Here is a 23,000-nt window from a genome sequence, read left to right as displayed (position 1 = left end):
CGTGAGCATCGCAGCGAGGCGGCCGCCGACAGGGAGGGAGCATCGCAGCGAGGAACGAGCGAGGAGCGGACCGACCGCGGAGGCGGCCTGGACCTCGGAGCGAGGAGCGGAGCGGGCCGCGGGAGCGAGGAGAGACGTGGTGCGTGAGCAGGACGAGCCGCTGCGGGTGGTGGTCGCCGACGACCATCCGGTCTACCGCGAGGGTCTGGCCACGCTGCTGGCCTCGGTTCCCGGGCTCACGGTCGTGGGGACGGCGGCCGACGGCGTCGAGGCGGTCCGGCTCGCGCGGGAGGAGCAGCCCGACGTCGTGGTCATGGACGTGCAGATGCCCGGCCTCGACGGCATCGAGGCGACCCGCCAGGTGACGGGCGAGTCGCCGTCGGTGGGCGTCGTCGTCCTGACCATGAGCGAGGACGACGGCACCGTCTTCTCCGCCGTCCGGGCCGGTGCCCGCGGCTACCTGCTGAAGGGGGCCGACCAGGAGGAGGTCGTGCGGGCGATCACCACCGTGGCCGCGGGGGGTGCCGTCTTCGGGGCCTCGCTGGCCCGGCGCATCGCGGAGTTCTTCGCCGCCGCGCCGGCCGGACCGGCAGCGGCGTTCCCCCAGCTCACCGCGCGCGAGCGGGAGGTGCTGGAGCTGGTGGCGGCGGGCCGCAACAACGCGCAGATCGCCGCCACGCTCTACCTGTCGCCGAAGACGGTGCGCAACAACGTGTCCAACGTGCTCACCAAGCTGCAGGTCGCCGACCGCGCCGAGGCGATCGTCCGGGCCCGGGAAGCGGGACTGGGCAGGTGAGCTGGTGGCGGCGCGGTCGTACCGTGGGGCGCATGACCACCTCCGCGGACAAGCAGCCGGCCGTCAGCAGGACCGACGAGGAGTGGCGGGCGCAGCTCTCCCCCGAGGAGTACGCCGTCCTGCGTCAGGCCGGCACCGAGCGCGCCTGGACCGGCGAGTACGTCGACACCAAGACCGTCGGCGTCTACGAGTGCCGGGCCTGCGGCGCGGAGCTGTTCCGGTCGGAGACCAAGTTCGACTCGCACTGCGGCTGGCCGTCGTTCTACGAGGCCTCCGCCGAGGACAACGTGATCCTCCGCGCGGACCGCAGCTACGGGATGCTCCGCACCGAGGTGCTCTGCGCGACGTGCCACAGCCACCTGGGTCACCTGTTCGACGACGCCCCGCAGACGCCCACCGGCGACCGCTACTGCATCAACTCGGTGTCCATCCGCCTGCAGCCCGCGGAGTAGGTCAGAAGGGCGCCGGGTCCAGGTCGTGCGGGACCGGTCGTCGTTCCGAGTACGTGCGCAGCTGCTCGAGGATGCCGGACCGCAGACCCGGTGGCCGACTGGTGCGGGTGACGCCGGTCGGCGTGGTCACGGCCAGGACCCCGTCGGACGTCATGACGTAGTACCAGCCCGCGGCGTGGGTCTTCAGCCGGTGATGCCGGCGGCACAGGCAGCACAGGTTGGTGCAGTCCGTCTCCCCGCCGCAGGCGTACGGGGTGACGTGGTCCAGGTCGGCCAGACCGGCCCGGTTGGGACAACCGGGGTGCCGGCAGGTGCCATCACGGGCCTCGACGAAGCGTCGCTGCGCCGGAGCGTGCTCGTACCGGTCGACCCGCGGGGGCATGCCGAGCACCGGGCACCCGCACTCGCCATCGGGATGATCGCCGCAGCCGCGGCGGACGACCCGCTCCAGCTCGCCTCGCGTGGCCGTCGCCACCAGGCGGCCCTCGGCGTCGGTCATGCAGATGCCGAGAGTTCCGCCGGTCGGTGCCCGGAGCCCGCCGGGACACAGCGCGTCGAGCCGTTCCAGGAGCTCCCGGGCCTGTGCGGCGGTGACCGGCTGCCCGTCGACGGTGGCCGGCTCGAGTCCCGTACCCGGCGCTCCGGCGGCCGCCGACTCGAGCGTGTCCAGCGAGGCGACGACGGCCACGTGCGCACTGACGGCCGGCCACTCCTCCCAGGGGCGGGTCACCAGGTCGTGCAGCACTACCGCCCTGAGCATGCCGAGCGGCCGCTCGTCGCCCGCGGCCTTCAACGCGCGGGCCCGGGCGTCGGCCGCGGCGCGAACCGCTGATGCGGCCGGTGCCGGCATCAGGCTGCGCACCTCGCTCATGCCGTCGCCCAGCGAGCGGACGGTGACATCGGCCGCCCGCTCCGCCAGCCGTCGGCGGGTGTCGGCCGCGGCGGCGTCGGCCTTCAGCAGTTCCGCGCGCACCAGGGCCCGTAGCCGGGTGATCGACAGACCGGCGGCCCGCGGCAGCACCACCGCCTCCACCGCAGCCAGGACCTGCGGCGTGGAATCGCGTGCCGGCCACCCCAGTTCCGCGGCGATCACCCGCGCCCTCGGCCAGTCCAGCGTGCCGTCGGCGAGCGCTGCCCACGTGTGCGGCAGGCGCCGCCGCAGCGTGCTGCACCGTTCCCACAGCAGGGTTGCCTCGGTCCGCGAGCAGTTCAGGATCAGCGCCAGCTCGTCGGGGAAGAACTCCGACACCGACGCGTCGAGCAGCTCGGCGGCCCACTCCCCGGACGCCGCCCCCGGCGTTCCTGATCGGCGGTCGTCGCTCGCGGGCCGGTCAGCAGCCAGCCCCACGACGAGCTCGGCCTTGAACGCCGCCAGCTGCGCCTCCGCCTCGGCGACCAGCTCCAGGTTCGCCGCCTTCTGCTCCGGCGTCATCCGATCCACCGGCAGCAGCTCACCCAGCCGGGACGGCCGGTCGACCACCCGGGGCGGCAGCGACAGGCCCTCGGGCAGGTCCGGGTACAAGGCGGCGACCGTCACGCCGACACCGAACGAACCCGGAGGGAACATGCCCCGAAGCTACGGGAGGGGTACGACAGTTCCCGGAGCTGACCTGCGGCTTTGCCAGGAATGCCTGCTCTGTCGCGCCGAGTGGGGCCCGGCGGGCTCCGCGCAGGCGTGACGCAGCGGCAGCGCGGCGGGGCAACGGCACCTGCCCGCGGTGTCGTCCGGAGGACGACGATGTCATCGGTCAGGCCAGGTCGGCGACCAGCTCGGCGATCGGCTTGCGGACGCCGGTGTAGAACGGCACCTCCTCGCGGACGTGCCGCCGCGCGGTCGAGGCCCGCAGCTCACGCATGAGGTCGACGATCCTGTGCAGCTCGTCGGCCTCGAAGGCGAGCATCCACTCGTAGTCGCCCAGAGCGAACGAGGCCACGGTGTTCGCCCGGACGTCGGGGTAGCCGCGGGCCATCTTCCCGTGCTCCGCGAGCATCGCGCGACGCTCCTCGTCGGGCAGGAGGTACCACTCGTAGGACCGCACGAACGGGTAGACGCAGACGTAGCGCCGCGGCTCCTCGTCGGCCAGGAACGCGGGGATGTGGCTGCGGTTGAACTCGGCGGGCCGGTGCAGGGCCATCTGCGACCACACCGGGTCGAGGTGCCGGCCGAGCGCGGTGCGCCGGAATCGGGTGTAGGCCTCCTGCAGCGCGTCGGGCGACTCGGCGTGCCACCAGACCATGACGTCGGCGTCGGCCCGCAGCCCGGCGACGTCGTACACCCCGCGCACGACGACGTCCTTGCCGGCCAGCTCGTCGAGCAGGGCCTGCACCTCGTCGGCGGCCGCCGTCCGCTGGTCGTCCCCGAGCGGGCGGGCCAGCCTGAACACCGACCACATCGTGTAGCGGATGGTGGCGTTCAGCTCGTTCGCCCGCTTGCCCAGGCTGCGCTCGTCGTCGCTCATGCGCCCATTGTCCCGCGCCGCACGCGTCCACCGTCGCCGCGGGGGATGTGAGACTGCCCCGGTGGCCGACCGGACGCCCACCGTCGTGGAGCTGATGGCCGAGCACACCGATGCCTTCCTCTGGAACCGGTCGCCCGACCAGCAACCCGATGACGACTACGTCGTCGACCCCGCCGCCCTCGGGATCTCCCCCGAGCTGGTCGCGCGCCTGGCCACCTGGAACGTCGAGTGGAGCCGTCGGGCGCTGGACCTGGGAGGGCCGGGCGACCGCGTCGTCGAGGCTGCTGCCTGGGCGCGGGAGGGGCTGCGGCTGGCCCACCGGTTGCAGAACGAGTTCGACGCGCTCGGCCACGACATCGACGTCCGGTGCGCCCACGACGACGACCCGCGACCCCTGCGCGAGCGCCGCGGCCCCTGACCGGACCGCGATTGCGCAGGAATCGACGTATCAGAGCTCCGCGACAGGTGCTTTCTCGCGCAATCGCACGGGTCAGGCGAGAAGAGCGTCGACCGCGTGGTGGGCGTCGCGGATGCAGGCGGGGACGCCGACCCCCCGGAAGGCGGCGCCGGCGATCGCGAGGCCCGGTACCCCGCTCACCGCGGCCCGGATCGCGTCGACCCGTGACTGGTGACCGACCAGGTACTGGGGCAGCCCGCCGCCCCAGCGCACCAGCCGCGTCTCCACCGGCTGCGGCCGCGACAGGCCGAGCAGATCCGCCACGTCGCCGACGACGGCGGTGGTGAGGTCGTCGTCCGACCGCTGGAGCTCGGCCTCGCCCCGGAAGCGGCCGACGGACGCGCGCACGATCAGCGCCTCCCCGGCCAGGTGCCGCCACTTGGACGACGACACGGTCACCCCCTTGACCAGCCGGCCGGCGACGGGCGGGACGAGCAGCCCTGACCCGGCGTCCACGTCCTGAGCGGGGAAGGCCATCGCCACGACCGCCATCGACGCGTACGGGATCCCCTGCAGCGGCTCGACGGCGGCCGGCACGATCCCGCTCAGCAGCCGGGCGGCCTTGGCGGCGGGCGCGGCGACGAGGACGGCGTCCGCGGTCAGCAGCTCGGGCGCGGCGGCCGGGCCGATCGACAGTTCGAAGCCGTGCGGGGTCCGCCGGAGCCCGTGCGCCGGGGTGCGCAACCGGACCTCGGCGCGCGCGGCCGCCACGAGCGCGGCCGGGAGCGACCCGAGGCCGGCGCGCACGGTGCGGAACACCGGACCGTCCACGTCCCCCCGGCCGCGGGCCCCCACCTCCCGGGCCGCCGCCGCGGCGGCGAGCACCGACGGCGCTCCCGGCAGCTGGGCGGCGAGGGCCGGCATCGTCGCGGCCAGGGAGAGCTCGTCGGCCCGGCCCGTGTAGACACCGCCGAGGAGCGGCTCGACCAGCCGGTCGACGACCTCGTCGCCCAGCCGCTCGCGCAGCAGGGTGCCGACGGCGACGTCGCCGTCGAACCGCACCGGGGGCAGGTCCGCCTCGGCGCGCACCCGCGCGACGCCATCCGCCGTGAGCAGCCCGTCCAGCCCCTCGGCGGAGGCCGGCACCCCGAGCACCGTGCCCGCAGGCAGCGGGTGGCGCCCGTCCGGCAGGACGACGGAGGCCTGCAACGTGGCCGGCTCCACCAGGTCGTCGGCGAGGCCCAGCGCCTCGATCAGCGCGACGGCCTCGGGCACCCGGGCCAGCACCGCCTCGGCCCCGGTGTCGTACCAGTGGCCGGCCAGTTCGACGCGGTGCAGCTTCCCTCCGATGCGGTCGCCCGCCTCGAGGACGACGATCTCGTCGTCCGGCCGCCGGCGCCGCCACTCGAAGGCGGCGGCCAGGCCGGTGATCCCGGCCCCGACGACGACCAGCCGGCTCATGTGCTGGTGAGCTCGTGCACCAGGTCGGCGACGTGGGTGAGCGCCCCCGGGTCGGTGTCGGGCAGCACGCCGTGGCCGAGGTTGAAGATGTGCCCGTGGGCGGCCCGGCCCTGCTCGACCACCCGCCGCACCTCGCGGTCTACCGTCGCCCGGTCGGCGAGCAGCACGGCCGGGTCGAGGTTGCCCTGCAGCGACCGGCTCGGCCCGACCCGGCGGGCGGCCTCGTCCAGCGGGATCCGCCAGTCGACCCCGACGACGTCGGCGCCGGCGTCCCCGATCAGCGGCAGCAGCTCCCCGGTTCCCACGCCGAAGTGGATGCGCGGCACGTCCCGGTCCCCGAGCCCGTCGAAGACGGCCCGCGAGTGCGGCAGCACCCGCTCGGCGTAGTCGGCCGCCGAGAGCACGCCGGCCCAGGAGTCGAACAGCTGGACGGCGGAGGCGCCCGCGTCGATCTGAGCACGCAGGAACGAGGCGGCCGAGACGGCCAGCTTGTCCAGCAGCCGCCCCCACGCCTCCGGCTGGGCGTACATGAACGCCTTCGTGCGCGCGTGCTCCTTCGACGGCCCGCCCTCGATCAGATAGGTGGCGAGGGTGAAGGGGGCGCCCGCGAAGCCGATCAGCGGCGTGGCGCCGAGCTCGGCGACCAGCCGGCGGACGGCGGTCTCGAGGAAGGCGAGCCGCTCGGGCTCCAGCGGCGGCAGCGCGTCGACGTCGGCCACCGAGCGCACGGGCGACGCGACGACGGGGCCGACACCGGGCTTGATCTCGACGTCCATCCCGGCGACCACGAGCGGCAGCACGATGTCGGAGAAGAGGATGGCGGCATCCACCCCGTGCCGGCGGACGGGCTGCAGGGTGATCTCGGTGACCAGGTCGGGGTCCTGGCAGGCAGCGAGCATCGCCGTCCCGGCCCGCAGCGCCCGGTACTCCGGCAGCGAGCGCCCGGCCTGCCGCATGAACCACACGGGCGTCCGGCTCACCGGCAGGCCGCGGGCGGCGCGGACCAGGTCCGAATCGGCGGGAGAGCCCGCAACGGGCGGGGAGGCCGGGGAGACCGGGTCGGGAACGGCAGTCACGACTGGCCATCCTCCCAGACGTTCCGGGCGGCGCCGCCGGTCCCGGGCCGTGCGGACACGCGGGCGCGTGCTGCGGCGCGTCGGGCGCGGTGTGCTAGGTGGCGGCCTACCCTGCGGACGTGGAGCCCACCAGCCTGGCCGGCGCCGGCGACCGAGGCAGGAACGCGGGCGGGGACGAGCCCCCCGCCGCGTTCCGTGCCGCCCTCGCCGCCCTGGACGGGGTCCGGGCCCGGCCGGAGATCACGCTCGAGCACATTCCCGCACCGCAGCGGCTGGCGCCGTGGGCCCACGCGATCGGCGCGCTGGTGACCGAACCGGACGGGGACGACGACGTCGAGATCGCCAGTGCCCGCTTCATCGTCCTGTTCGACCCCGACGGGCACGAGGCCTGGAACGGCACGACCCGCTGCGTGGGCTACCTCTCGGCCGAGACCGACGAGCAGCTGGTCGACGACGAGATGTTCTCCGAGGTCGCCTGGAGCTGGCTGACCGACGCGCTCACCGACGCCGGCGCGGCCCACCACGCGGTCGGCGGCACGGTCACCCGCACCGCCTCGACCCGCTTCGGTGACCTGGCCGGGCCCGAGCACAGCGTCGACGTCGAGATGCGTGCCTCCTGGACGGCGGAGGACACCGCGCTCGACCGGCACCTGCTCGCCTGGCTCGAGGTGCTCGGCAATGCGGCGGGGCTGCCTCCGCCCGGGGTCCGCCTGCTGGGTCCCTCCGACCGCCCCGGCGGCGAGACTCTCTAACATCGTCACCGACAGCCGGGCTTCCGCCCGCTGAGCCGGAGCTCCTTTCCCCGTCCTGGTGCGGCACGCCCGCGGACCGGACGGAGCCCGGCGGCCCGAGCGACGCGACCCGGCAAGAAGGTGGACGGCAACTGAGCACCGAGCCCACTCCTCAGCCGGACGCCGCCGTGGACGTCCCCGCCGCGGACACGGCCGCCGTGGAGACCCCCGCGCCGGAGGACACCGCCCCGCCCGCGACGCCGCTCCTCGCCCCGCGCGACGGACTGCCGCCGGTGGTCGAGACCTCCACCCAGCTCGTGGACTACGCCGCGGCGCTCCGCGCCGGGACCGGGCCGGTCGCCGTCGACGCCGAGCGCGCGTCGGGATACCGCTACGGGCAGCGCGCCTACCTGGTCCAGCTGCGCCGCAACGGCTCGGGTACCGGGCTCATCGACCCCGTGCCGCTGCCCGACCTATCGGTGATCCAGGACGCGATCGGCGACGAGGAATGGGTGCTGCACGCCGCCAACCAGGACCTCCCCTGCCTGGCCGAGATCGGCCTGGTGCCACGGCGGATCTTCGACACCGAGCTCGCCGCCCGCCTCGCCGGGCTGCCCCGCGTGGGCCTAGGGGCGGTGGTCGAGTCGCTGCTCGGCTACTCCCTCCAGAAGGGCCACTCCGCCGCGGACTGGAGCACCCGGCCGCTGCCCGAGGAGTGGCTGGTCTACGCCGCCCTGGACGTCGAGGTCCTCGTCGACCTCCGGGATGCGCTCGCCGCGATCCTGGACCGGCAGGGCAAGACCGAGTGGGCCCGCCAGGAGTTCGAGGCGATCCTGGCCGCCGGGCCGCCCCCCGCGAAGGTCGACCCGTGGCGCCGGACGTCCGGGGTGCACGGGCTCCGCAGCCGCCGTCAGCTCGGCATGCTCCGCTCGCTGTGGCAGGCCCGGGACGACATGGCCCGGCGCCGCGACGTCGCCCCCGGCCGGGTGCTGCCCGACTCGGCGATGGTCTCCGCGGTCCACGCCGACCCCACCGACGAGGCGGCGCTGCTGGAGCTGCCGGTCTTCCGCGGGCGCGCGAACCGCAAGCTGGTGAGCACCTGGTTCGGGGCGCTCACCCGCGGCCGCGCCGTCCCCGAGGCGGACCTGCCGCTGCACAGCAAGCCGGGCGACGGCCCCCCGCCGGTCAACCGGTGGGCCGACCGCGATCCCGCTGCGGCAGCACGGTTGCAGGCCGCCCGCGCCGCCCTGGCGGAGGTCTCGGAGAAACACTCGGTCCCGGTGGAGAACATCGTCTCCCCCGACCTGGTCCGCCGGATCATGTGGAGCCCGCCCGCACCAGCGGACGCCGCTACGATCGGCGCGGCGCTCCGCGCCGGCGGCGCCCGCGAGTGGCAGATCGAGCTGACCCTGGACCTGCTCACCGAGGCCGTCGCCGGAACCTGACGGCCCCGGGATCAGCTCCAGGCGACGTAGAGCTGCGGTTTGTTGGTCGCCACGGCACGGGAGTTGAACTGCTGCCAGGCCCCGGTCCCGGTCTCGTCCTGGTCGCGGACGACGAAGCCGTTGTTGCCCAGGGTGTAGAGATCCTTCACCTGCGACGTGACGGTCCACGAGACGTACTGGTCGGTGGCCGGCATGACCGCCGTCGCCGCGGGCACCAGGGCCGCCGGCTGGTTGTTCCAGTTGAGTGCGGCCTCGGTCCAGGCGGCCACGTTCGGATCGGCCCGATAGGCCCCGAGCGTGCGTCCGGCGACCAGGGTCTCGGCGAAGATCTGCAGCGTCGCGGTGGTGACCGTGCACCGGGCCGGGACGGTCGGCAGCGGGTCGAACCGCACGAGGATGCGCCGGGTCGCAGCGGCCTGCGGCGTCACGACCAGGAAGGTCGCGCTGCCCCCGGAAAAGCTCGTGGGGCTGCCCAGGTCGACGAAGGAGTCCGCAGTGGCGGTGACCGTCGAGTTGCCCGGGGACGCGCAGAAGGTCGTCGCGGTGCTGACCTGGTTGCCGGTGGAGTTGGTACTGCCGTTGAAGGCGCCCCGTACGGGCTGCTGCGCCAGGACCAGGGTCAGCGCGACCGCCGCCAGCGCCACCGCCACCTGGACCCGGCGGGTCCTGCGTGCCCAGATCCAGCCACCATCGCCCCGGCCGTCCCCCATGCATGGTTCATCGGACGGACAGGAGCCGGAATCAAGTCAGGCCGGGGCCTTCTGCGTGGCCACGGAGCCGGCGCCGTCCGTCCGGCCGGTCTGCTCGGCCCGCTCGGGGCTCGAGAAGGGCCTGACCCGCAGTCGCGACGGCCCGGGTCCCTCGGCGTGGAGGGGCCCGGGCCGTCATCACCAGCGCTCAGCCGGCGAGGACCGACCCTGTCTCGAGCAACGACTTCAGGTCGCTGAGGATCCAGGCCCAGCCGCCGCCCCCGCCGCCGCCCTGGTCCTCGTACGCACCGGCCACGACCGCGGCCAGGTTCGGCGCACCCGTGACGTCGTGCGTGACGGTCAGCCGGCTGACGCCCGGGGCCACCTCGGCGATCTCGTAGGTGAGCCGGGTGAAGCCGTCGGCGGCGGCGTCCGGGCTCATGAGCATCCGGAACGTCTGCACCAGCCTGCGCGGCGGGTCGGCCTCGAGGACCTCACCGTCGACGACGACGTCCGGGATGCCGTAGCCCATCTCGTCGGAGACCTTGCGCATCTCCTCCGACGCCGTCGAGCGGTAGCTCCCGCCCGGGCGCAGCTCGAAGAACTGCGGCGCCCCGTAGCCGTAGCGCCCGTTCCACTCCGGGTCGGTGATCGCCTGCCACACCTTCTCGGGCGCGACCTTGATGTAGACCCGGTAGACCTGCAGGGTCCGCTCGTCCTGGGCCGTGTCGGTGGTCTCGGTGGTGGTCATGACTGTTCCTCCAGCTCGTGCTTCAGGTCGACGAGCGCCGCGACACGGTGCTCGGTGTACTTGTCGATCCACCGGTCGTGGATCAGGCGGATGGGCACCGGGTTGAGGAAGTGCAACTTCTCCCGACCCGACTTCCGGGAGACGACCAGGCCGGCCTCCTCCAGCACCCGGAGGTGCTTCATCACGCCGTAGCGCGTCATCTCCACTGCCGACTCCAGCTCGGTGAGCGTCTGCCCGTCGCGGACGAACAGCCGGTCGAGCAGGAGACGGCGGGTCGGATCGGCGAGCGCCTTGAACACGCGGTCGTCGTCCATGGCGAAAAGATAGGTGACCAAAAGGTCACATGTCAACGGATCACGACACGGAAACGCGACCACGACTGTCGGCCCGAGTGGGCCCGGTGGGTCCCGCGCAGGGACGCCGCAGCGGCTCTACGAGAGGGGGAACGATTGTCCTGTCGGGCCGAGTGGGGGCCCGGAGGGTCTCCGCGCAGGCACGACGCAGCGGCTCAACGACACCGGGGAACGGCTCCTGGCCGCGGTGCGATCCGGAGGATCGCAGTGTCATCGCGGTGCGATCCGGAGGATCGCAGTGTCATCGCGGTGCGATCCGGAGGATCGAGATGTCATCGCGGTGCGATCCGGAGGATCGCAGTGTTATCCCCGGAACTTGTGGGTGAGGCTGTCCATCGTGCGGTCCACCGAGGCGACCTTGAGATGCGAGAGGCCGGCGGTGGCTCCGGCCGCCAGCATCGCCTCGTGCGCCGCACGCAGCGTCGCCCAGACGGCGTCGTCCTCGCCCTCGATCGTCGTGCCGAGGGCACCCACCTCGTAGCGCAGGCCGGACGCCTGGATGACCGCGATCGCCGCCTCGACGTGGGCGTGCGGATTCTCGGCCGTCCCAGGGGGTGACGGCGCGACCTGGATCTCCGCGATCACGGTGCCTCCTCGCGGGCGCTCGTCGTCACCGTGCACTGCGCCGCTGCGGACCTCGCGAGCCCGGTCACGACCGGCCCTCGACCGCCGTGTTCTTCTCGGGGTCGCTCACGACGCCGTCGGCGCGCTCGGCCAGCACCGCGGTCCACTCGGCGATCCGCCGGGCGATGTCCTGCTCGGTGAGCCCGGCGTCGGCCAGCACCTGGCCGCGACTGCCGTGGTCGAAGAACTGCTGCGGCAGGCCGACGGCCCGCACCGGGACGTCGCAGTCGCGGTCCTGCAGGGCCTGGGTCAGCGTCGTGCCGACGCCGCCGGCCCGGCCACCGTCCTCGACGGTCACCACCAGCTTGAAGCCGGCGGCGAGCACCACCAGCTCGTCGGCGACGGGGAGGACCCAGCGCGGGTCCACCACGGTCACCTCGATGCCGTGGTCCGCGGCCCGCTCGGCGACCGCCAGGCACATCGGCACCATCGAGCCGACGGCGACGAGCAGCACGTCCGGCCGGGATCCCCGGCGCAGGACGTCGACCGGCCCGCGCCGCTCCAGCGACGGGATGTCGACCGGCGGCACGCCCTTCGGGAAACGCACGACCGTCGGGCCGTCAGTGACCGCGACCGCCTCGCGCAGCGCCTCCCGCAGGGTCGACTCGTCCCGCGGCGCGGCGAGCCGCAGGCCGGGGACGATCGGGAGGATCGACATGTCCCACATGCCGTTGTGCGACGCGCCGTCCGTTCCGGTGACCCCGGCCCGGTCCAGGACGACGGTGACCGGCTGGCGGTGCAGCGCGACGTCCATGAGCAGCTGGTCGAAGGCCCGGTTGAGGAACGTGGAGTACACCGCGACGACCGGGTGCAACCCGCCCATCGCCAGGCCGGCGGCCGAGGTGAGCGCGTGCTGCTCGGCGATGCCGACGTCGAAGGTCCGCTCCGGGAACCGCTCGGCAAAGGCGGCCAGGCCCGTGGGATGCAGCATCGCGGCGGTGATGGCGACGACGTCGGAGCGTTCGGCACCGATCCGCACCAGCTCGTCGGAGAACGCGGCCGTCCAGTCGCGGGCCGCCACGCTGCCCACGCCGCTGTCCGGGTCGAAGACGCCGGTGGCGTGCCAGGCGTCGATCTGGTCGGTCTCGGCCGGCGGGTAGCCGAAGCCCTTGGTGGTGACGGCGTGCACGATCACCGGCCCGCCGAACGCCCGGGCCCGGCGCAGCGCCGACTCCATGTGCTCGATGTCGTGCCCGTCGACGGGGCCCATGTACTTGAGCCCCAGGTCCTCGAACATGCCCTGCGGCGAGAGGACGTCCTTGAGGCCCTTCTTGATCGCGTGCAGCGCGTCGTACAGCGCCGTCCCCACGACCGGCGCGCGGTGCAGGGCCTGGCGGACGGCGTTGAGCGCGTCCTCGTACCCGGGCCGCAGCCGCAGGGTGGCCAGGGCGTCGGCCACTCCCCCGATGGTCGGCGAGTAGGAGCGGCCGTTGTCGTTCACCACGATGACGACGGGGCGGTCGTCGGCGGCGGCGATGTTGTTCAATGCCTCCCACGCCATGCCCCCGGTGAGCGCGCCGTCGCCGATCACGGCCACGACGGGCCGCTTGTCACCGCGGACGGCGAAGGCCTTGGCCAGCCCGTCGGCGTAGGACAGGGACGTCGACGCGTGGCTGTTCTCGACCCAGTCGTGCTCGCTCTCGCCACGGCTCGGGTAGCCGGAGAGCCCGCCGCGCTGACGCAGCCGCTCGAAGCCCTCGACCCGCCCGGTCAGCATCTTGTGCACGTAGGCCTGGTGGCCGGTGTCGAAGACGATCGGCTCGCGCGGCGAGTCGAACACCCGGTGCAGCGCGATGGTCAGCTCGACGCAGCCGAGGTTGGGACCGAGATGCCCGCCGGTCTTCGCGACGCTGGTGACCAGCGCGTCGCGGATCTCGGCCGCCAGGGCGGGAAGCTGGTCGGCGGGCAGCGCGCGGAGGTCCGCAGGACCCCGGAGCGATCGCAGTGACGGCACGGCTCGACGGTGTCCTTTCGATCGGCGGCAGCTGTGGAGCAGCCGCCGATCCACTGTAGCTGCGGTTTCCCAGCTCTTCCGGTCGTGAGCGGTCCGCGGATGCAGCTCACAGCGGCCTGGGCCCGCGGGGCGCGGTGCTCACAGCCGCGGAACCCAGCGCTCCCCCCGCAGCGCACCGGCCACGACGTCCACCCCCCGGGCGGCGGCCCCCAGCCGGGCCCCCTCCCGTTCGTAGGCGACCATCGCCGCCTCGATCGCGTCGGCGGGCAGCTGGTCGGCGAGCTCGACGCGCACCGTGCGCCAGCCCTTCCGCGCCGCCTCGAGCCCGGCTGCCACGTGGTCCCCGGCGAAACGGGCCAGCAGGACCGGGTAGCGGCGCAGCACGTCGTGCGCCCGGTAGTCCGGCGGCACGAGGTCGAAGAGCCAGGCGACCGCGCTCTGCTCCCAGTCGGGGGCGCCCGGCGGTCGCACCTGCTCCGGCCAGCCCGGCGGCAGCGTCCCGTCCACGCGGCTCAGTCTGCCCCCGACCCCTGACGACTCAGCCCGCGACGGCGAACACGGAGTGCCTCAGGAGGCTGACTGGCGCTTGAGCCAGAACTGCTCGTACCCCCAGCTGCCGGCGCCGCTGGAGTGGTAGCTGACCAGCTCCCAGCCCTCCGCGCCCAGCTTGTTGAGCACGGAGCTCGTGTCGCCCTGCTGGCGTTCCGACTGGCCGCCGGGAAGCTTGACGCTGACACCGGCGCGCTGTGACTCGGCGTCGTTGGCGGTGATGACCGAGGCGTATTCCCACGTGGGCACCCCCGAACGGTAGCGGGTGGGCCTCCGCGGGCCCGCCGCGACCGCCGGGCTCAGGCGGGGACGAGCAGGGCGACGCATTCGACGTGGGCGGTCATCGGGAAGGCGTCGAAGGCGCGCAGTCCCCCCAGCCGGTAGCCCGCCCCGCCGAAGGCGGCCACGTCCCGGGCCAGCGCGGCCGGGTCGCAGGCGACGTAGACGACGGCCCGCGCACCGGTCGCCGCGAGCAGCCGGCTCACCCCCGGCCCGGCACCGGCCCGGGGCGGGTCGAGGACGACGACGTCGGGCCTCCCCCCGAGCTCGTCGAGCAGCCCGGCGAGCCCCTCGGCGTCGACCTCTCCCTCCCACACCTCGGCCTGCGGGAGGTCGGCGAGATTGGCGTCGGCGGCCGCGCAGGCCGCCGGGTCGGCCTCCACGCAGACGACCCGGCCGCCCGGTCCCGCCGCGGGCGCCAGCGCGCCACCGAACAGCCCCACCCCCGCATAGAGGTCCAGCACCGTCTCCCCCGCCGTCACCCCGGCGAAGCCCGCCACCGCCGCCACCAGCGCGTCGGCGGCCGCCGGGTGCACCTGCCAGAAGCCGGTGCCCTCGACCTCCCAGTCACGTCCGCCGGCCCGGCGCTCGACCCGGCCGACCGGTTCCTCCGGCAGGTCCCCTCCCGGGCGCACCACCCGGCTCGAGGTGGCCTGTCCGCGCCGGTCCAGCCGGCTGGTCGTGACCGCCCCCGTGGAGTCGATCGAGACGTCGACCGCGCCCGCGCCGGGCCACCGGCGGGCCAGGACCGCCTGGGCGGCCGGCTCCACGGTGATCGGGCAGTCGTCGAGGACGACGACGTCGTGCGAGCGGTGCCGCCGCAGCCCCGGCGCCCCGGAGCGGTCGACGGCGAACCGCGCGCGGGACCGCCACCGCAGCGGCCCCCCGGGCAGCTCCTCGACGGTCACCTCGACGTCGGGCAGCCCGGCCAGCCGGGCCAGCTGCTCGCCCACGACAGAGGCCTTGAGCCGCCGCTGCTCGGCGGGGTCGACGTGCTGCCAGTCGCAGCCCCCGCACCGCCCAGGGCCGCTGTAGGGGCAGGGCCGCTCGACGCGGTGGGGCGAGGCCTCGAGCACCTCGATCGCATCGGCCCGGCAGAAGCCCGGGTGCCGGTCCTCGGTCACGTGGACGACGACCCGCTCCCCCGGCAGCGCGTGCCGGACGAAGACCACCCGCCCCTCGTACCGGGCCACGCAGTGCCCGCCGTGCGCGACCGGGCCCACGATCACCTCGAACTCCGACCCGGTCCAGCCCTCGCCGCGGTCGACCGGTTCACGGCGGGTGGGCCGCCCGCGGCGGCCGTGCGCGCGACGCCGCTCAGCCATAGGGGCTGGCGTCGACCTGGTCGTCGGTGAGCCCGCGGCGCAGATCGCCCGGGGCCGGACCGCCGTTCGCGTCGTCGTCCCGGCCGACGGAGCTCTCCAGCTGCCACGGCACCGTCGTGATCATGACACCGGGCTGGAACTGCAGCCGCGCCCGGAGGCGCAGCGCGCTCTGGTTGTGCAGCACGTTCTCCCACCAGTGGCCGACGACGTACTGCGGGACGAAGACCACGACCAGCTCGCGCGGGCTGTCCCTCCGGATGCCCTTCACGAAGTCGACCACCGGCCGGGTGATCTCGCGGTAGGGCGACTCGACCACGGTGAGCGAGACCGGGATGTCGTAGCGCTCCCAGTCGGCCTGCAGGGCGCGGGTGTCGGCGTCGTCCACGTTGACCGTCAGCGCGGTCAGCTCGTCGGGCCGGGTGGCCCGGGCGAACGCGAGCGCCCGCAGCGTCGGCTTGTGCACCTTGGACACCAGGACGACGGCGTGCACCTTGCTCGGCAGCAGCCGGGAGTCGGTGTCGGGGACCAGCTGCTCGGAGACGTGCGAGTAGTGCCGGTTGATCCCCCTCATCAGCACGAAGAGGATCGGCATCGCCACCAGGACCAGCCAGGCGCCGTGCGTGAACTTGGTCAGCACGATGATCACGAGCACGACGGTGGTGAGGCTGCCGCCGATGGTGTTGATGATCTGCGACCGGCGCATCCGCCGCCGCGCCACCGCGTCCTGCTCCGACCGCATCTCGCGGTTCCAGTGCCGCACCATCCCCCACTGGCCGATGGTGAAGCTCGTGAAGACGCCGATGATGTAGAGCTGGATGAGCTGGGAGACGTCGGCGTCGAACGCGACGATCAGCAACATCGCGAAGCCGGCCAGCAGCAGGATCCCGTTGCTGAACACCAGCTTGTCGCCGCGGGTGTGCAGCTGACGGGGCATGAACCGGTCCTGCGCCAGCACCGAGCCCAGGAGCGGGAAGCCGTTGAAGGCGGTGTTGGCCGCCAGGACGAGCACGAGCGCGGTGGCCGCCTGGATGAAGAAGAAGCCGACCGACGCGTCCCCGCCGAAGACGGCCGCCGCGAGCTGCGCGATGACGGTCCGCTGGGGCTCGGTCTCGCAGTTCGCGAACCCGTTGAGATCGCAAGGGTGCTCTACGTACTTGACGTCGGCGAGCAGGGCCAGCGCCGTCACGCCGGCGAACATGGCCGCCGCGACGCCGCCCATGAGGGCCAGCGTCGTGGCCGCGTTCCGGCTCTTCGGCGGCTTGAACGCCGGCACGCCGTTCGCGATGGCCTCGACCCCGGTCAGCGCCGTGCACCCCGACGCGAAGGCCCGCAGCGCGAAGAACAGCAGCGCCAGCCCGGCGACGCTCTCGTACGCCGGCTCCGGGGTGACGGTGTACTGCGCCGTCTCCGAGACGATGCCGGCGTCGGTGAAGAAGTACCGGATCAGCCCGGTGACGATGAGGACCGCGATGCCGCTGATGAACAGGTACGTCGGAACGGCGAACGCCTTGCCCGACTCCCGGACACCGCGCAGGTTGGCCGCGGCCAGCAGCGCCACGAGGCCGACGGCGATGGGGACGCGGTACTCGTTGAGCGAGGGGAACGCCGAGATGATGTTGTCGGTGCCCGCCGACACCGAGACGGCGACCGTCATCACGTAGTCGACCAGCAGGGCGCTCGCGACGACGAGGGCGGCGAACTGCCCGTGGTTCTTCATCGCGACCTCGTAGTCGCCGCCGCCCGACGGGTAGGCGTGCACGACCTGCCGGTAGGACAGCACCACCGTGATCAGCAGCAGCACGACGGCGACCGCCAGCCAGGGCGCGAGGTAGAGGAACGCCGTCCCCGCGAGCGTCAGGACGATCAGGATCTCCTGGGTCGCGTAGGCCACGGAGGAGAGCGGGTCGCTGGCGAAGATGGGCAGCGCGTAGCGCTTGGGCAGCAGGGACTCGCCGAGGCGGTCGCTGCGGACGGCGCGGCCGAGGACGAGCCGTTTGGGGAGTTGTCCGAGGTCGGACAGGCTGGGCACGGCGGCGATGGTACGGACGCCCGGGGGCGGAGCGGCGTTCCGGACGGCGCGCCCCGCCCGTGAGAGGGAACTCTGCGGGTGATGCCTCCGCGCTGACCGCCGGACCCCCGCCCCGGGTGTAGCTTCGCGCCGGGAATTGCGCGGGCGGACGGTGCCCGTGCTCCGGATCGCGGGGAGAGTCATCCGTGCACGTGGTCGTGATGGGCTGCGGTCGCGTCGGCTCCGCCATCGCCCGCAAGCTGGAAGAGATCGGGCACAGCGTCGCCGTCATCGACCAGGACCCCGAGGCGTTCCGGCGGCTCGGTCCGGAGTTCGGCGGGCGCCAGGTGACCGGGCTCGGCTTCGACCGGCAGACCCTGCTCGACGCCGGCGTCGACTCCGCCGGCGCCTTCGCGGCGGTCAGCAGCGGCGACAACTCCAACATCATCGCGGCCCGCGTGGCCCGCGAAACCTTCGGCGTCCAGCACGTCGTCGCCCGCATCTACGACTCCAAGCGGGCCGAGGTCTACGAGCGGATGGGCATCCCGAGCGTGGCCACCGTCCCCTGGACGGTGAACCGGCTCCTGCGCGAACTGCTCTCGGTCAACGTCAGCGAGCTGTGGCGCGAGCCGACCGGGAAGGTGCTGCTCATGCGGATCACCGTCACCGAGCCGTGGGTCGGCAAGAAACTGTCCGGCCTGGAGGCCGCCTCCGGCGCCCGGGCCGCCTGGCTGGTCCGCTTCGGCGACGCCCAGCTGCCGACGTCCGGCACCGTCCTGCAGGACGGCGACCAGCTGATCGTGGCCGTCACCGACGAGATCACCGCGCGCGTGCACGAGGCCGTCGAGCACGGCCCCGTGGGAGGTGGGCACTGATGCGGGTCGCCATCGTCGGCGCCGGCGCCGTCGGCCGGTCGATCGCCGGGGAGCTGCTGGGCAACGGGCACACCGTCATGCTCATCGAGAAGGACGGGCGGAAGGTGCGCACCCGCGCGGTGCCGGGAGCCGAATGGGTCCAGGCCGACGCCTGCGAGGTCTCCTCGCTCGAGGAGGCCCAGCTCGCCACCTGCGACGTCGTGGTCGCCGCCACCGGTGACGACAAGGCCAACCTCGTCGTCTCGCTGCTGGCCAAGACCGAGTTCGCCGTCAACCGCGTCGTGGCCCGGGTGAAGGACCCCCGCAACGAGTGGCTCTACACGGAGGCATGGGGGGTCGACGTCGCCGTCTCCACCCCGCGGGTGCTCGCGGCCCTCGTCGAGGAGGCGGTGACCGTCGGCGACGTCGTCCGGCTGATGAGCTTCCGCAAGGGTGCGGCGAACCTGGTCGAGATCACTCTCGCCGAGGACACACCCTGGGTCGGCAAGCCGCTGCGCGAGGTTCCGCTGCCCCGGGAGACGGTGCTGACGGCCATCCTGCGGGGCGACCGGGTCATCACCCCGACGCCGGACGAGCCGCTCGAGGCCGGCGACGAGCTGCTGTTCGTGACGCACGCCGAGGTCGAGGACCAGCTGAAGACCGTGCTCGCGCCCAGCTGAGGTTCGTTCAGCGGGCCTGGAGGTCGTCGTCCGCAGCCGGCTCCGGAGCCGCCTCGGGCGGGGCGGAGCGGGCGCGGTGCAGGCGCGACAGGACGACCAGGGTCGCCACACCCACGACTGCCGTCAGCGGCAGGCCGAGCACGAGCGACGCCGTCCCCAGCAGCTCCACCTCGTCGGCCAGGTACAGCGGGCCCTGCACGACCACGCGCAGCAGGAAGGTGGCCGCCCAGAGCACCGTGAGCCAGCCGTAGACGCGCAACGCCCGCGGGTCCTCCCGCCAGTGCAGCTCGGGGGCGGGGTCCGCCCCCGGCGTCCGCACGGTGGCCTCGCGGACAGCCCGGGAGACGCCGGCGCCGCGCGACAGCCACGGCAGGGAGTGCGCCGCCATGCCGCCCATGTGGCTGGGGGCGAGGAACTCGGCAAGGTAGCCGATCAGCGGGCGGCGCAGCGCGACCGACCCCAGCAGGACCACCCCGATCGCCGCGTTGCGGACGATCCCCAGGACGAAGAAGTCGCGCGCCTCACCGGAGTTGGCGGCGATGGCCACCGCGATGCCGACGGCGAACAGGCCGCTGACGGCCTGCTGCACGCTCTCCCGCCGGACCAGCCGGACCAGGAAGATGAGCACGGCGGCGCCGAGTGCGGCCCAGATCCCGGTGCGCAGGCCGGCGGCGGAGTTGGCCACGATGAAGGCCACCGTGGGGAGAGTGGCGTCGACCATTCCGCGCCAGCCACCCAGCTGCTCGAGCACCAGGTGGCGGTCGAAGCCGACCGTCCCGTCGTCCCGCGCCGGTGACGAACCGCTGCCCTGCTCGCCGCTCATCGTCGCCTGTCCCCCGGTCCCTCGCTCGCCGGGGAGCTCCCCCGGACCCTGCACGCCGCCGGTGACGATCAGCCCGCGCCCAGCTCGTACCAGGGGTTGTAGATGACCCGCTTGCCGTCGAAGGCCGCGAACCGGCCGCGTGCGGTCACCGTGCGGCCCGGCTCGATGCCCGGGATACGCCGGCGACCCAGCCACACGAGGGTGACCGAGCCCGACCCGTCGAACAGCTCCGCCTCGAGCGTGGGCACCGTCTCCCGGGGCGTGTAGACCACGGACTTCAGGCGGCCGGTCACGGTGACGACGGCACCCTTGCGGCACGAGCTGACCGGCTCGCAGCCGGCGCTCACCGCGTCGGCGCGCAGCTCCTCGGCGTCGATGGAGTGGTCGTCGGCAGTGAGCCGCTGCAGGCTCCGCGACAGCCAGCCGGGTGCGCGCGTCTCGGTCACGGGTCAAGCGTACGGCGCGCCCGCCCGCCCGTGGGCCAGCCAGTCGCGCGTCGTGGCCCACGCGCCTGACGCCGGGTCGATCAGCGTCATGTGGTCGCCGGGGACGACGCGGAGCTCCACGCGGTCCCCGACGGCGAGGGCCGCGGCCGCGTACCGCTGGCTCTGCTGCACGGGGACGTCGTCGTCGGCGGCGCCGTGCACGCACAGCACGGATGTCCCGGTCGGCAGCAGTCGCACCGGGTCCGCCGCCGCGTAGCGCTCCGGCACGTCCCTGGGGGCACCGCCGAGGAAGGCGCGCACGGCCCCGTCGCCCAGGTCCTGCTCGTCGGCCGCCGACAGGTCGAGGACGCCCGCCTGGAGGACCGCCGCCGTCATCCGGACGCGGGGCGCGCCTCCCGGCGCTCCCGGCGGCAACCGGTGCCGTCCGGCCAGCCAGGCGGCCAGGTGCCCGCCCGCGGAGTGGCCGACGACGGTGACATCGGTGAGGTCGAGGCGGGTGGCGTCGGGGAGGTCGGCCAGGCTGTCCACCGCCGCCGCGACGTCCTCGAGGGTCCCGGGCCAGCCGCCGCCCGCGCCGACCCGGCGGTACTCCACCGCGACCGCGGCGAAGCCCGTCCCGGCGAGGTCGGCCGCGAGCGGGCGGGCCAGCTCGATCCCGTAGGCCGGCCGCCAGAACCCGCCGTGCAGGACGACGACCACCGGCGCCGGCCCCGCGCCCTGCGGGAGCGTCAGTTCGAGGAACCGGTCGGGCCCCGGCCCGTAGCGATGGACCCGGGGCACAGGTCCGCTCATCCGGGCGCCGGGGAAGGACCGCCCGGCTGCGCCGGTCCCCGTGGCCCCGGTGCGGATTGTGCGGCCGCCTGCTGGCGGGCGAGCTGCGCGGCGGCCTGGGGCGGCAGGGTCAGCGGCAGCTGCTCGCGGACCGGCATGGGCTCGGACCCGCGGACGACGACGATTCCCCGGAAGGCGGCCTCCAGCGGTCGCGCCGCCTCGGCGTCCTCGGCCGCGGGGCCGCTGAGCATGCCGCGCAGGAACCACCGCGGCCCGTCGACGCCGAGGAAGCGGGTCGCGCGCCGGACGGGCTGCGGCGGCGTGGTCGCGCCGGGCTGCGGAGGCGGCGCGGCGAGGATCGTGCCGGCCAGCTCGGGACCGAAGGGACCCTCGACCTCCCGGAGGGAGCCGCCCTGGCCGGAGGCAGTCGTCGCGAGCTCGGCCCGGACGTCGTCCCAGATGCCGGCGGCGCGCGGTGCGGCGAACGCCGACACCTGGAGCGTGGAGCTCCCCGCGCGGAGCGTGGCGCCGATGACCTTCTGCTGCGGGCTCAGCTCGACCCGCAGATCCATCCCGGGGAGTGCGGGCAGCCGGATCGAGCCCAGGTCGATCCGCGAGATCCCGTCGGCCGGGGCGTCGGCCTCGTCGTAGGGGCCGGTGGTGGCCGACACCTCGCGGACGCGGTGCTGCGGCTCCGGGGGGACGCCGCGCTCGCGCAGGCTGCGGTCGATGCGGTTCCGCCGCCGTCCGAACGGCATCAGCTCCGCCCCCCGGTCAACGCCGTGTCGCTCTCGGCCCGCCCGCCGGAGGCATGGCCGCCCGTCGAGCCATGGCCGCCCTCGCCCCGCTCGCTGCCCGGGAGCTCCTCGACCGGCACGAACCGGGCGCGCACCACCGGCTGGACGACGAGCTGCGCGATCCGGTCCCCGCGGTGCAGGACGATCGGTCGGGTGGGGTCGAGGTTGATCAGGTTCACCTTGATCTCCCCTCGGTAGCCGGCGTCGATGGTGCCCGGGGCGTTGACCATGCTCAGACCCACCCGGTGGGCCAGCCCGGAGCGCGGGTGCACGAACCCGGCGTACCCCTCGGGGATGGCCACCGCCACCCCGGTGCCGACGAGGGCCCGCTGGAACGGCGCCAGTTCGACGTCCTCCGCGGCGGTCAGGTCGGCGCCGGCGTCGCCGGGGAGCGCGTAGCCGGGCACCTGCCCCTCGGGTGTCAGCCGGACCGGCACGTCCAGCTCGGGCGGGGAGGACTGGGGCACGCGAGCGACCCTAGCGGCGCGGGCCGGTGCCTTCGGGACCCACCGGGCCCGACCCGCGGAGGTCGGCCAGGACATGCCCGGCGAGCCCCTCGGTCGCCCGGCGATTGCCCCGGCCGGCGAGGGCGGCCCCGAGCAGGAAGGGGGCGGCGGTCGTGACGTTCCCGGCGAGCCTGCGGGTCACCCTGCGCCGGAGGGCGCGGACGCCCGCGCTGCCGAGGAGGGAGCCCAGGCCCGCGGCGCCGGCGCCCCTGACCGACCGCTGCGCCGACCAGCTGGCCAGGTAGGCGGCCGCGCGGTCACGCGCGTCGCCCGTGGCCGGTTGCCCGTAGAGCTCGTGCAGCTCCCCGATGAGCACCACCTCGACGGCCGCGATCAGCACGGTCTCGGCGCCCAGTTCCAGGGGCAGGGCGAGCAGCGAGGGCGGGGCGAACCAGTGCGCCGCGGAGAGGCCACCGGTGGCGGCCCCGATCCCGCCGGTCATCCGGGCTGCCCGGGCGACCAGCTGGTCGGCGATCTCGGCGTCGGAGGCCCCGGGGTAGGCCCGGCGGAGCCGGCTCCCGTCGCGGATGGGCAGCCGCGGCGCCGCGGCGGCGAGCAGGTCACCGAGCAGGGCGCCCGGAGTCCGCTCGCCCCCCGCGGTCGGCGCCCCGACCGGCCCCGGCGGTGGGGGCCGCGTATCCGGCCCGGACGGACCGAACGCGGCGCCCACCGCCTCGGCGACGGCACCGACGACGTCACGGAGCCCGGTGGCCGCCGACCGGCGCGGCCCGTTGCCGGGCACGTCGTCGGCCGGGCCGGCCCCGACGAGAGATC

Annotated in this window: 26 protein-coding genes; 7 read left to right on the top strand and 19 right to left on the bottom strand. The window is 74.4% G+C overall.

Annotation, left to right across the window (positions count from 1 at the left end):
* Positions 1-139: 139 nt before the first annotated feature.
* A complete protein-coding gene (locus E4P39_RS13535; RefSeq protein WP_245159814.1) occupies positions 140-796 on the top strand; it encodes a response regulator transcription factor in 657 nt (218 codons plus the stop codon).
* A gap of 32 nt (positions 797-828) precedes the next feature.
* Complete coding sequence (msrB, locus tag E4P39_RS13530) at positions 829-1,248, top strand: peptide-methionine (R)-S-oxide reductase MsrB (RefSeq protein WP_135137114.1); 420 nt, start codon at positions 829-831, stop codon at positions 1,246-1,248.
* A 1-nt stretch (position 1,249) separates the two neighbouring features.
* Here msrB and E4P39_RS13525 read toward each other — a convergent pair whose 3' ends face one another.
* Both E4P39_RS13525 and hemQ read right to left on the bottom strand, forming a co-directional pair.
* A complete protein-coding gene (locus E4P39_RS13525) occupies positions 1,250-2,815 on the bottom strand; it encodes an HNH endonuclease signature motif containing protein (RefSeq protein WP_135137113.1) in 1,566 nt (521 codons plus the stop codon).
* A 181-nt stretch (positions 2,816-2,996) separates the two neighbouring features.
* Positions 2,997-3,707, bottom strand: a complete 711-nt coding sequence (gene hemQ / locus E4P39_RS13520) for a hydrogen peroxide-dependent heme synthase (protein ID WP_135137112.1) — start codon at positions 3,705-3,707, stop codon at positions 2,997-2,999.
* Positions 3,708-3,768: 61 nt separating this feature from the next.
* On the opposite strand from hemQ, the gene E4P39_RS13515 reads away from it, so the two are divergent.
* A complete protein-coding gene (locus E4P39_RS13515; RefSeq protein WP_135137111.1) occupies positions 3,769-4,125 on the top strand; it encodes a hypothetical protein in 357 nt (118 codons plus the stop codon).
* A gap of 72 nt (positions 4,126-4,197) precedes the next feature.
* Here E4P39_RS13515 and hemG read toward each other — a convergent pair whose 3' ends face one another.
* Together hemG and hemE are read right to left on the bottom strand one after the other, a co-directional pair.
* Positions 4,198-5,565, bottom strand: coding sequence for a protoporphyrinogen oxidase (gene hemG / locus E4P39_RS13510; RefSeq protein WP_135137110.1), 1,368 nt, complete (start codon positions 5,563-5,565; stop codon positions 4,198-4,200).
* The gene (hemE, locus tag E4P39_RS13505) at positions 5,562-6,641 is read right to left on the bottom strand and encodes a uroporphyrinogen decarboxylase (protein ID WP_135137109.1); all 1,080 of its coding nucleotides are present in this window, start codon (positions 6,639-6,641) and stop codon (positions 5,562-5,564) included. Before hemE ends, hemG begins: the two co-directional genes overlap by 4 nt.
* 119 nt (positions 6,642-6,760) lie before the next feature.
* On the opposite strand from hemE, the gene E4P39_RS13500 reads away from it, so the two are divergent.
* Together E4P39_RS13500 and E4P39_RS13495 are read left to right on the top strand one after the other, a co-directional pair.
* On the top strand, positions 6,761-7,393 hold the full coding sequence (locus E4P39_RS13500) for a DUF3000 domain-containing protein (protein ID WP_135137108.1): 633 nt from the start codon (positions 6,761-6,763) through the stop codon (positions 7,391-7,393).
* A gap of 167 nt (positions 7,394-7,560) precedes the next feature.
* Positions 7,561-8,817, top strand: coding sequence for an HRDC domain-containing protein (locus E4P39_RS13495; RefSeq protein ID WP_245159813.1), 1,257 nt, complete (start codon positions 7,561-7,563; stop codon positions 8,815-8,817).
* An 11-nt stretch (positions 8,818-8,828) separates the two neighbouring features.
* Here E4P39_RS13495 and E4P39_RS13490 read toward each other — a convergent pair whose 3' ends face one another.
* From E4P39_RS13490 to E4P39_RS13450, 9 genes are all read right to left on the bottom strand, one after another.
* Positions 8,829-9,527: a DNRLRE domain-containing protein gene (locus E4P39_RS13490; protein WP_135137106.1), complete on the bottom strand. Its 699-nt coding sequence runs from the start codon at positions 9,525-9,527 to the stop codon at positions 8,829-8,831.
* A 187-nt stretch (positions 9,528-9,714) separates the two neighbouring features.
* Positions 9,715-10,257: an SRPBCC domain-containing protein gene (locus E4P39_RS22950; RefSeq protein ID WP_135137105.1), complete on the bottom strand. Its 543-nt coding sequence runs from the start codon at positions 10,255-10,257 to the stop codon at positions 9,715-9,717.
* Positions 10,254-10,571 (bottom strand): metalloregulator ArsR/SmtB family transcription factor, encoded by a 318-nt coding sequence (locus tag E4P39_RS22945; protein WP_135137104.1) that lies wholly within the window; start codon positions 10,569-10,571, stop codon positions 10,254-10,256. Before E4P39_RS22945 ends, E4P39_RS22950 begins: the two co-directional genes overlap by 4 nt.
* Before the next feature lie 342 nt (positions 10,572-10,913).
* Entirely contained in the window at positions 10,914-11,195 is a 282-nt protein-coding gene (locus E4P39_RS13475) for a thiamine-binding protein (protein ID WP_135137103.1), read from the bottom strand.
* 64 nt (positions 11,196-11,259) lie between these two features.
* A complete protein-coding gene (gene dxs, locus E4P39_RS13470; protein ID WP_135137102.1) occupies positions 11,260-13,188 on the bottom strand; it encodes a 1-deoxy-D-xylulose-5-phosphate synthase in 1,929 nt (642 codons plus the stop codon).
* A gap of 138 nt (positions 13,189-13,326) precedes the next feature.
* Positions 13,327-13,695 carry a hypothetical protein gene (locus E4P39_RS13465; RefSeq protein ID WP_135137101.1) on the bottom strand — a complete coding sequence of 123 codons (369 nt, stop codon included), beginning with the start codon at positions 13,693-13,695 and terminating at the stop codon, positions 13,327-13,329.
* Positions 13,696-13,755: 60 nt separating this feature from the next.
* Positions 13,756-13,986: a DUF4177 domain-containing protein gene (locus tag E4P39_RS13460; protein WP_135137100.1), complete on the bottom strand. Its 231-nt coding sequence runs from the start codon at positions 13,984-13,986 to the stop codon at positions 13,756-13,758.
* A 50-nt stretch (positions 13,987-14,036) separates the two neighbouring features.
* Positions 14,037-15,341 carry a TRAM domain-containing protein gene (locus tag E4P39_RS23240; protein ID WP_135137099.1) on the bottom strand — a complete coding sequence of 435 codons (1,305 nt, stop codon included), beginning with the start codon at positions 15,339-15,341 and terminating at the stop codon, positions 14,037-14,039.
* The gene (locus tag E4P39_RS13450; RefSeq protein WP_135137098.1) at positions 15,334-17,370 is read right to left on the bottom strand and encodes an APC family permease; all 2,037 of its coding nucleotides are present in this window, start codon (positions 17,368-17,370) and stop codon (positions 15,334-15,336) included. The genes E4P39_RS23240 and E4P39_RS13450 overlap by 8 nt, the downstream gene beginning before the upstream one ends.
* 185 nt (positions 17,371-17,555) lie before the next feature.
* On the opposite strand from E4P39_RS13450, the gene E4P39_RS13445 reads away from it, so the two are divergent.
* Together E4P39_RS13445 and E4P39_RS13440 are read left to right on the top strand one after the other, a co-directional pair.
* Entirely contained in the window at positions 17,556-18,224 is a 669-nt protein-coding gene (locus E4P39_RS13445) for a TrkA family potassium uptake protein (RefSeq protein WP_135137097.1), read from the top strand.
* Complete coding sequence (locus E4P39_RS13440) at positions 18,224-18,883, top strand: TrkA family potassium uptake protein (RefSeq protein WP_135137096.1); 660 nt, start codon at positions 18,224-18,226, stop codon at positions 18,881-18,883. Before E4P39_RS13445 ends, E4P39_RS13440 begins: the two co-directional genes overlap by 1 nt.
* Positions 18,884-18,890: 7 nt before the next feature.
* Here the strand turns inward: E4P39_RS13440 and E4P39_RS13435 are convergent, their stop codons facing one another.
* From E4P39_RS13435 to E4P39_RS13410, 6 genes are all read right to left on the bottom strand, one after another.
* On the bottom strand, positions 18,891-19,706 hold the full coding sequence (locus tag E4P39_RS13435) for a DUF3159 domain-containing protein (RefSeq protein WP_135137095.1): 816 nt from the start codon (positions 19,704-19,706) through the stop codon (positions 18,891-18,893).
* A gap of 68 nt (positions 19,707-19,774) precedes the next feature.
* Positions 19,775-20,152, bottom strand: a complete 378-nt coding sequence (locus tag E4P39_RS13430) for an OB-fold nucleic acid binding domain-containing protein (RefSeq protein ID WP_135137094.1) — start codon at positions 20,150-20,152, stop codon at positions 19,775-19,777.
* Positions 20,153-20,155: 3 nt separating this feature from the next.
* Positions 20,156-20,932, bottom strand: a complete 777-nt coding sequence (locus tag E4P39_RS13425) for an alpha/beta fold hydrolase (protein WP_245159812.1) — start codon at positions 20,930-20,932, stop codon at positions 20,156-20,158.
* An 8-nt stretch (positions 20,933-20,940) separates the two neighbouring features.
* A complete protein-coding gene (locus E4P39_RS13420) occupies positions 20,941-21,681 on the bottom strand; it encodes a DUF3710 domain-containing protein (RefSeq protein ID WP_135137092.1) in 741 nt (246 codons plus the stop codon).
* Entirely contained in the window at positions 21,681-22,187 is a 507-nt protein-coding gene (gene dut / locus E4P39_RS13415; protein WP_245159811.1) for a dUTP diphosphatase, read from the bottom strand. Before dut ends, E4P39_RS13420 begins: the two co-directional genes overlap by 1 nt.
* Before the next feature lie 10 nt (positions 22,188-22,197).
* The coding region (locus E4P39_RS13410) for a hypothetical protein (RefSeq protein ID WP_135137091.1) at positions 22,198-23,000 on the bottom strand (803 nt) is incomplete at its 5' end.

This window comes from Blastococcus sp. CT_GayMR19 (genome assembly GCF_004570385.1).
Taxonomy (GTDB): domain Bacteria; phylum Actinomycetota; class Actinomycetes; order Mycobacteriales; family Geodermatophilaceae; genus Blastococcus_B.
This window is presented reverse-complemented; position numbering and strand designations above follow the sequence as displayed.